This window comes from Bacillus sp. ME78 (assembly GCF_903970865.1).
In the GTDB taxonomy this organism is placed as follows: domain Bacteria; phylum Bacillota; class Bacilli; order Bacillales; family Bacillaceae_G; genus Bacillus_A; species Bacillus_A cereus.
Window position 1 is genome coordinate 47,773 of record NZ_CAJCKK010000031.1, and the last position, 8,347, is coordinate 56,119.

The following is an 8,347-nucleotide window of genomic DNA, read 5'->3' on the forward strand; positions in this document are numbered from 1 at the left end:
TATTCCTATGAATATATGAGGAAATATCCTTACTTTTTATAGTATTATTTCTGAATGACAAATGTAATGGCATTTGTTTTTAATTGAATGTGTCTTTCATTTCGAACAATATCATAAGCTAATTCTTTTATTTCAACTTTTAGTTCTTTCCATTCTTTATAAATGCTTTTTAAAGTACTTATCATTTCTTCGGTTGAAAGATTAATTTCAATTAAAGCTTCTAATTCTTCATTCGTTATTGAATCAATTTCTTGTATGTTAGAGTTAATAATTAAACAATTAATACCGCCGTTTTTTGTACCTCTTTTCATAGAGTGGAGTACATTTTTAAAATCTTCTTCTGATCTGACATGTTCTAAACTTGATACTGCAACGATATAATCATAAGCGTTAGAGTCAATATAATAGTTTTCAATTGCTGCTTCTTCTGTTTTTATAACCTCGAATACGTCATGTTCTTTGCTATAAATTTGTAGCTTTGTTAAAGCGGAATTAAGTAAATCAACACATGTAACAGTTCCGCTAGCATTTTTAATCTTTTGTGCAATTGGAATGCTATTTCTACCGACGCCAGAGCCAAGGTCAAGCACTTGTAATTTGTTTTTCTCTTCAAAGTAGTCCATTAAATCTATAACTGTTTTAACCGGCTTGTGAAGCCAAGATCCAGTTTCAAATAGTTTATATTGTTCATAGCAAAGATCGTGATAGTTCTTTTCTTCTTGTCTTATGTAATCGATACGGTTCACATTGTTTCAGCTCCAATATTTTTATTACAAAATGAATAGGTGGGGCAGCCTTTAACATTTGTTTGAATTCGAAAAATACCACCAGCATGTGGATACTCTTTTAATTCGTCATCCGTCATTCTTGTTCTGGCTGTTGTAACATATAAATCAGTTAAGTTAGGTCCACCAAATGTACATGATGTTACATATAACGCAGGAATTGGAATACTTAATATTTGTTCTCCAGTAGAGGGATTCCATCTAGTTATTTTTGAACCTCCCCAATGTGCAATCCATAAACAACCTTCTTCGTCAATTGTCATACCATCAGGTAGACCATCATTTTCAGAGAAAATGATTACATCACTTGGATTATGAATGTCTCCAGTACGTATATTATATTGATAGCGAACCACTTTTTTAGTAGGTGTATCTATAAAGTAAAGGTATGTATGATCAGGTGACCAAGCGATTCCGTTTGAAGTATTTACATGTGAAACTTTTTTCTCTACACTCAAATTATTATGTAAACAATATAAGGAACCTGCAGCATTCATACCGTATGTATCTGTAGTACCTGCCCAGAAACGACCAGCTGGATCACATTTTCCATCATTAAAACAATTTTCTATTAAATGAGGTTCGGGGTCAAAAATATGTGTCAGTTTTTCTGTATTTACATTAATAGAATAAAAGCCGTTTTCCATAGCTAAGAGTAATATGTCCTCTAAATATGGAACAACACAGCCAATTTGTTGATTGAGCGCGATTACTCGGTTCGTATTGGTAGTAGGATTATATATGCATAATTTTTTCTCCATAATATCAACCCAATATAAAAGTTGCTTTTTTTCATTCCAACATGGTCCTTCAGCTAAACTTGCTTTAACATTTAAAACTAAGTCTATATTACTGAACAAGATGTTCACCTCGCGTTATAAGATATTAATATAATTCGATAAGAATAGAGGTAAACCTTTTAGTCAGAGGATATTATGATTTGTGCTCTAGAAAACTAATCTTCTCAAGTGATTAAAAGGTTTATAAACACGGAGAGGAAAATGCATATGATGTTTTATGAGATTGTTTGCTTTTCTTGTAAGAATATATTTCGTGTTTACGAAGGTAGTGAAAAATATAAGCGATTTAAAGAGAAACCAAAAGGGGCATATTGTTGTGATGAGTGTAGCCACAAAATTCAATTAGAAGCGATAAAGAATTTTTTTAGATAATTTTACGATTTCGATTCGGAAAAGTTTGACAATAAAAGTGTTATAAATTATCATATTAAAAAACTAATATTTAAGGCATAGAAGAGAAGAGTAGTTAAGAAAGAATACGTACAGAGAGCTCTGGTAGCTGAGAAAGAGCGGTATACATCTTAATGAAAAAAGACTTGGAGCTGCGCAAGGAACTAATTTATTTAGGGATGGTGCGACGGGTTCTCCCGTTATAGAGATAGGGTATAAGCATATTTTGCCGTACCTGAAGAGGTTAATATGGTGACATATTAACAAACTGAGGTGGTACCGCGAAGCTAACAACTCTCGTCCTCAAGATGAATAATCTTGGGGGTGGGAGTTTTTTTGTTACATAAAACTGGAAATGAGAAACAAAAAATAATTGAGGTGAGTAATATATGCATTGGGCGTATGAAGTAGCACATGAATTAATTAGGAAACATCCAAATAAAGAAATGTTTGTTTGTGCATCTGGAATTAGTCCGTCAGGTTCTGTTCATATTGGGAACTTTCGTGAAATCGTAACGACTTATTTCGTAGTAAGAGCACTTCAAGATTTAGGGAAAAAGACTTGTTTTATATTTTCGTGGGATGATTATGATAGGTTTAGAAAAGTTCCAAAAAATATTGATCCATCTTTTGCAAAGTATATTGGTATGCCATACTGTGATATTCGAGATCCGTATGGATGTCATAACTCGTATGCGGAGCATTTTGAAAAAGAGTTTGAAAAATCGCTTCAAGCATTTGGAATTGAAGTAGAATTTATTTATCAACATGATGAATATAGAAGCGGAAGGTATAACGAAAATATATTAGAGGCCTTGTATAAACGAAAAGAAATATATGATATTTTAATGGGTTTTAAAACTGGAGAGTGTAGTGAAGAAGAGCGAGAGAGCTTTTATCCAGCTACATTATATTGTGAGAGATGCGGAAAAGATACAACAATTATTACACATTTTGATGAAGTATTAAAAACAGTCCGGTATGAATGTGAATGCGGAAATGAAAAAGAGTTATCCGTATTAAATACAAATAAAATGAAACTAAACTGGAAAATCGATTGGCCGATGAGATGGATGATAGAGGATGTTATTTTTGAACCGGGCGGTAGAAATCATACATCAGAAACGGGTAGTTATAATGTATCAAAAGAAATTGCAAGGAAAATATTCAATCGAGAAGCGCCTCATTACGTTTCTTACGATTTTATTGGTATTAAAGGGAATCATGAAAAAATGTCTAGTTCTTCAGGGAATAGTATTACACCAAGCAATTTATTGAAAGTGTATATACCAGAAGTAATTCTCTTTATGTTTGCAAAATACAAACCAGGCGCTGCTTTTCATATTGGGTTGGATGAAGATGTGATTCGTAATTATACAGAGTATGAGCGATTGAAAGATAGTTATGAAAATAAAACGCTCAAAAATGAAGATTTATTTGATCCAATTAAAATCTCTAGAGTTGATAGTGAGTTTAAAGAATATCCGAAATTTAATCAAGTAGCAGGAACGTTACCATTATTAAATTTTGATTCAACTATTTTACAGGAGATATTAAAGAAAATAGATAAGAGCTATGCATTAGATGAAATGAGAGCGATAAGTAATCGCGCAGAGTATTGGATAAGAAACTTTCAATCTGAAAAATTAATCGCGGTAAATGAGGAGAAAAATGCAGAGTTTTACTACACATTAGATGAAAGGCAGAAAGAATGGCTAGTAGAAGTTTGTAAAATACTTCGTTCTATTAAAGGTTACTCTAACTTAATGGAGCAATTATATGCGATTTGTCATCATGAAAATAAAAAAATAATGAAAGAAAATCAAAAACAATTATTCACTATTATATATAAGCTCATTATGAATCAATCAAATGGTCCTCGTATACCATTATTAATACATGTAGTAGGCATAGAAAAATTCATCACACTATTAGATTTCTAAAACACAGTTAAAAGCAACGTAAGTACCAAAATTTCTAAGTACTTGCGTTGCAAATTTTACTATCGTGAATACATTTTCGGACATTCATCACCACTTGGTTCATAAAAACAATGGCTTTTAAACTGTCCTACAAATGGCTGATTATACCATTCAGGCGGACAAGCTCCAACTGGACGGAAATACCAAAGAGCCCATCGTGCAGGCCAGCGCCATTGACCTTGTAAAACTTTTCGTGCGATTTCTTTTTCTGATTCACGAGCGCGTTGATAAAAATATCCATATTGTACTGCTTCAAATCCGCCGGGGCTTTGATATACAGCGTCTCGTACGGTACGGAGTTGTTTAAAATCTAAGCAATCACAAAATACACGGTTTACTACAACGCATCCAACTAACTCCTCACCTTGGCGACCTTCGCCTTCAGCTTCAGCACGAATTAATCGAGCTAGTAAATCAACATCACTTTCGTTGTATGGAATAAGGGGCATAGTGATACCACCTTTCTGTTATAGTAAAGAGTGTATGTTATAAAACAATCTGCGTGCTTTTTTACATAAAAATAACATTTAATTTTAAGAGGAGCTTGTATAAAAAAAGCTAATTAGTAATAGTAGATAAATATAAAAGGGAGAGGTATTATGTATCGAATTCATAAAGACCATATCATTTATTCAATGTCACCAGAAAATAAGCCGTGTATGGAAGTAGAAATTGGGAGCAGTCTTGTATTTGAAACATATGATTGCTTTGAAAATCAAATCGATTCTGAAGATGTTGTGTTTCAAGAATTAGATTGGAACCGAATTAATCCAGCGACTGGACCTGTATATGTTAAAGGAGCAGAACCTGGCGATATATTAGTCGTAACGATTGAAAAAATTGAAATTGCAGAGCAGGGCGTTTTAACTACAGGTGCAAACCTTGGTGTAATGGGTGATGAGTTAAATGAAAATACAGTGAAAATTGTCCCAATACATAATGAATATGTTTTGTTTTCAAGTGAACTACAAATCCCGATTAATCCAATGATTGGGGTAATTGGTACTGCACCGAAAGAAGAGAGCATTTCATGTGGCACACCCCATGATCACGGCGGGAATATGGACTGTAAAGAAATTAAAGAAGGAACAACATTACTACTACCAGTTAATGTCCCAGGAGCACTATTAGCATTAGGTGATTTACACGCAGCAATGGGTGATGGTGAAATTGGTGTTAGTGGTGTAGAGGTTGCTGGTGAGGTAACGGTAACAGTTCAAATTATAAAAGGAAAACAATGGCCATTACCAATGGCTATTCAAAAAGAAAAAATGATGACGATTGCTTCAGAGAAATTGTTAGATGATGCAGCAAATCGTGCTGTACGTAATATGGTGACATTTTTACATGAAGAATTAGCAATGTCTAAAGCTGATGCAACGCTTTTATTATCGGCAGCAGGTAATTTAAAAGTTTGCCAAGTTGTGGATCCGCTGAAAACAGCGCGTATGGAACTAGGAATGGATTATGTGGAGAAACTAGGATTTATTTTTAGTAAATTTCATATTAAATAGATAAGGGACGAAAAAGGATACTTTTGTATAAAAGCATCCTTTTTTAATTTACGGATTTTGTGAAAAGAGGTAGTATTTATTCTATATAAGTATATTTGAGATTGCGGATTAAAAAGGAGTTCAATAATGGTCAAAATTATGATTGTAGAAGACGATATGAAAATTGCAGAACTATTATCGACACATGTTGCGAAATATGGTTATCAAGGAGTTATTGTATCGGACTTTCAAAATGTATTAAACATTTTTTTAGAAGAACAACCAGAGTTAGTTTTATTAGATATTAATTTACCGAGTTTTGATGGGTACTTTTGGTGTCGTCAAATTCGCGGAGTTTCAACATGTCCGATACTATTCATTTCGGCCCGTGAAGGCACGATGGATCAAGTTATGGCGTTAGAAAACGGTGGCGATGATTTTATTCCGAAGCCTTTTCATTATGAAGTTGTAGTGGCGAAAATTCGTAGTCATTTAAGACGTGCATATGGAGATTATGCACCGAAACTAGAAGAGCGAATGATTGAGCAACATGGCCTTTGTTTATATCCTGAAAGACTTGTATTGAAACTTAGAAATGACGAGATTGATATAACGAGAAACGAAGCTATTTTATTAGAGACATTAATGAAAAATTATCCGCGTGTTGTGAGTAGAGAAGTGTTACTTAATAAATTATGGGATAGTGAATCTTATGTTGATGATAATACATTAAGTGTAAATACAACACGTGTGCGTAAAAAGTTACAAATGTTGCATATAGAAGGTGCGATTGAAACAATTCGTAGTGTTGGATATAGATTTCATATTACTTGGGATAATGGTATAGAAAAATGATAAGGTTGTTTATACGTGATCATATACCACTTATTTGCTTTACCATAATTCAACTACTAGCTATATTTCTCGTATATTGGTTTGATGGGCATAATCATATTACAACGGCGTTATATGCAATGTTTCTAGGTGTTTTCTTTATGGGAAGTTATTTAATGTTTCGTTATTTTACACATCGTTCTTTTTATGAGCGCTTAGCAAACCCCATGCAATCTTTGGATGAATCTGTTCAAAAATCTGATTTTGCAGCTGTATCGGCTGCTCTTCAAGAATTACTTGAGGTGCAATATAGACATTATCAAAATCAGCTGCAAATGCAAGAGAGAAAAAATAATGACCATTTAACCTTTATGAATCAGTGGATCCATCAAATGAAAACACCTTTATCTGTAATAGAATTAATTACACAGGATGAAGTAGATTCACGTTTTGAAAGTATAAATGAGGAAACTGATCGATTAAAAAAGGGATTAGAAATGGCTCTGTATGTCGCACGTTTAGAAGCGTTTACACAAGACTTTTATGTAGAAAGAGTACAACTACATAAAATAGTGAATGATTCGGTACATGAACATAAACGATTCTTTATCCGGAATTTTGTATATCCAGAGCTTGAAATTGATAAGGATATTACTGTAGAAAGTGATGTGAAATGGTTACAATTTTTAATCGGACAAATACTATCGAATGCGATTAAATATTCATCTGGTAGTAGAGAGAAGATTAAAGTGAAAGCTTGTAAGGAAGGTAATAATGTTATACTTGAAATTGCTGATAATGGTGTAGGAATACCGAAGCAAGATTTACCAAGAGTGTTTAAACCTTTCTTTACAGGAGAAAATGGTAGAGATTTTAAAGAATCAACTGGAATGGGGCTATATCTCGTATATGAAATTACGAAGCAATTAGGACATAGTGTAGAAATCCATTCAGAAGTTGGTAAAGGTACCGTTGTACGTATTAAATTTTAAATGTGTAAAAATGACTCAGGCTAAAGAACTTTTGAAATAAGTTTTTTAGCCTTACTTTATATGGATTAAATAAAATGATATAAAAGACTGGTATGATTCTAATAAAAGGTCGTGTAAGTATGTGTAATGACACAATAATAAATAAGGCTGTTAAATGAGAGGTTTTTAATAATTTATTAATATTTAAATAGTTTTTTGTAAGAAAAAAGCTCGCCCTTTGAAAGAGCTAGCTTCATGAATTTTAATTAAGTAAACAAACTTAATAATTTATATCCAATTAATCCTAAAATAGTGATAGGAACCATCATTAAGAAAGAAGAAATTCGATTAGCATTAGAGCGTTCTAATACAAGAATCAAGATAATCCCGACTATGACTTCGGTATATCCAACAGGTAACATGTGACTATAGTGTTCAAAATTTAAAAGAATGTGAAGTCCATCCGTTACAAAAACTCCACTTAAAAGTGCGCTTCCGAATTTATGAAGTGGATTTGTAGTATCTTTCCATAGAAAACCTGCAATTCCAAAGATAGTTCCTCCTATACATGCACATACAATCCATACAGATATAAAATAAATAGAGTGAGCTACATTTTTAATAACTATTGCATAACCATAGTAGCCTAATACCATACCGAGTAGTGCAAGGATACCAGAAAGTATAGCTGAACGCTTAGAATAACTAAAGCTAGCCACAAAAAAGGATGGAACTAACCAAACGCTTCCTAGATTAGCTAATGAATTCCAATGTCCAGGAAGTATACTTTGTCCAAATTTAGTTAGTATACCAACAATTATCCCTACTATAATCGGGATGAGAAAAATCCTTAAAAACATATTTAACTTTGTGATTTTTAATGTCCTGTCCATAAATTCAATCCTTACATTATTATTTTCTGTAAAGATATAATAGCTTATTACAAGGTAATAATCAATAAAAATTTATCGAAAAACAATAAGTGGTTATTGGGTAATGAATAACATTTTGTTTTTATATAAAATTTATCCCGCTTTAATGGGCAGTAAGCCCCCCAGCTCAAAATTCAGCGAAAGCAAAGAAATTAGGTGG

At 32.8% G+C, this 8,347-nt stretch carries 9 protein-coding genes and 1 other annotated feature; of the genes, 5 read left to right on the forward strand and 4 right to left on the reverse strand.

Annotation, left to right across the window (positions count from 1 at the left end):
* Positions 1 to 44: 44 nt before the first annotated feature.
* Together H6481_RS23910 and H6481_RS23915 are read right to left on the reverse strand one after the other, a co-directional pair.
* Positions 45 to 746: a class I SAM-dependent methyltransferase gene (locus tag H6481_RS23910; protein ID WP_182813386.1), complete on the reverse strand. Its 702-nt coding sequence runs from the start codon at positions 744 to 746 to the stop codon at positions 45 to 47.
* Positions 743 to 1,645 (reverse strand): SMP-30/gluconolactonase/LRE family protein, encoded by a 903-nt coding sequence (locus H6481_RS23915; RefSeq protein WP_182813388.1) that lies wholly within the window; start codon positions 1,643 to 1,645, stop codon positions 743 to 745. The genes H6481_RS23910 and H6481_RS23915 overlap by 4 nt, the downstream gene beginning before the upstream one ends.
* A 141-nt stretch (positions 1,646 to 1,786) precedes the next feature.
* Between H6481_RS23915 and H6481_RS23920 the strand changes: the two genes are divergently transcribed.
* Positions 1,787 to 1,957, forward strand: a complete 171-nt coding sequence (locus tag H6481_RS23920; RefSeq protein WP_000551042.1) for a DUF2197 domain-containing protein — start codon at positions 1,787 to 1,789, stop codon at positions 1,955 to 1,957.
* A 69-nt stretch (positions 1,958 to 2,026) separates the two neighbouring features.
* Positions 2,027 to 2,283, forward strand: a binding site (T-box leader).
* An 81-nt stretch (positions 2,284 to 2,364) separates the two neighbouring features.
* Positions 2,365 to 3,918, forward strand: a complete 1,554-nt coding sequence (gene lysS / locus H6481_RS23925; RefSeq protein WP_182813390.1) for a lysine--tRNA ligase — start codon at positions 2,365 to 2,367, stop codon at positions 3,916 to 3,918.
* Between the two features lie 59 nt (positions 3,919 to 3,977).
* Here lysS and H6481_RS23930 read toward each other — a convergent pair whose 3' ends face one another.
* Positions 3,978 to 4,406 carry a cell wall hydrolase gene (locus H6481_RS23930; RefSeq protein ID WP_001128402.1) on the reverse strand — a complete coding sequence of 143 codons (429 nt, stop codon included), beginning with the start codon at positions 4,404 to 4,406 and terminating at the stop codon, positions 3,978 to 3,980.
* A gap of 150 nt (positions 4,407 to 4,556) precedes the next feature.
* On the opposite strand from H6481_RS23930, the gene H6481_RS23935 reads away from it, so the two are divergent.
* From H6481_RS23935 to H6481_RS23945, 3 genes are all read left to right on the forward strand, one after another.
* Positions 4,557 to 5,471 (forward strand): acetamidase/formamidase family protein, encoded by a 915-nt coding sequence (locus H6481_RS23935; RefSeq protein ID WP_098276941.1) that lies wholly within the window; start codon positions 4,557 to 4,559, stop codon positions 5,469 to 5,471.
* 126 nt (positions 5,472 to 5,597) lie between these two features.
* Positions 5,598 to 6,305 carry a response regulator transcription factor gene (locus tag H6481_RS23940; RefSeq protein WP_000238993.1) on the forward strand — a complete coding sequence of 236 codons (708 nt, stop codon included), beginning with the start codon at positions 5,598 to 5,600 and terminating at the stop codon, positions 6,303 to 6,305.
* Positions 6,302 to 7,276 (forward strand): sensor histidine kinase, encoded by a 975-nt coding sequence (locus tag H6481_RS23945; RefSeq protein WP_063547367.1) that lies wholly within the window; start codon positions 6,302 to 6,304, stop codon positions 7,274 to 7,276. Before H6481_RS23940 ends, H6481_RS23945 begins: the two co-directional genes overlap by 4 nt.
* 245 nt (positions 7,277 to 7,521) lie before the next feature.
* Here H6481_RS23945 and H6481_RS23950 read toward each other — a convergent pair whose 3' ends face one another.
* Positions 7,522 to 8,148, reverse strand: a complete 627-nt coding sequence (locus H6481_RS23950) for a DUF6518 family protein (protein WP_063547368.1) — start codon at positions 8,146 to 8,148, stop codon at positions 7,522 to 7,524.
* Between the last annotated feature and the right edge of the window lie 199 nt (positions 8,149 to 8,347).

Excerpts from the sequence above, each read along its gene's own strand:
- H6481_RS23920 (WP_000551042.1), top strand. The coding sequence starts at position 1,787 with ATGCATATGATGTTTTATGAGATTGTTTGCTTTTCTTGTAAGAATATA.
- lysS (WP_182813390.1), top strand. The coding sequence starts at position 2,365 with ATGCATTGGGCGTATGAAGTAGCACATGAATTAATTAGGAAACATCCA.
- H6481_RS23930 (WP_001128402.1), bottom strand. The coding sequence starts at position 4,406 with ATGCCCCTTATTCCATACAACGAAAGTGATGTTGATTTACTAGCTCGA.
- H6481_RS23935 (WP_098276941.1), top strand. The coding sequence starts at position 4,557 with ATGTATCGAATTCATAAAGACCATATCATTTATTCAATGTCACCAGAA.
- H6481_RS23940 (WP_000238993.1), top strand. The coding sequence starts at position 5,598 with ATGGTCAAAATTATGATTGTAGAAGACGATATGAAAATTGCAGAACTA.
- H6481_RS23945 (WP_063547367.1), top strand. The coding sequence starts at position 6,302 with ATGATAAGGTTGTTTATACGTGATCATATACCACTTATTTGCTTTACC.
- H6481_RS23950 (WP_063547368.1), bottom strand. The coding sequence starts at position 8,148 with ATGGACAGGACATTAAAAATCACAAAGTTAAATATGTTTTTAAGGATT.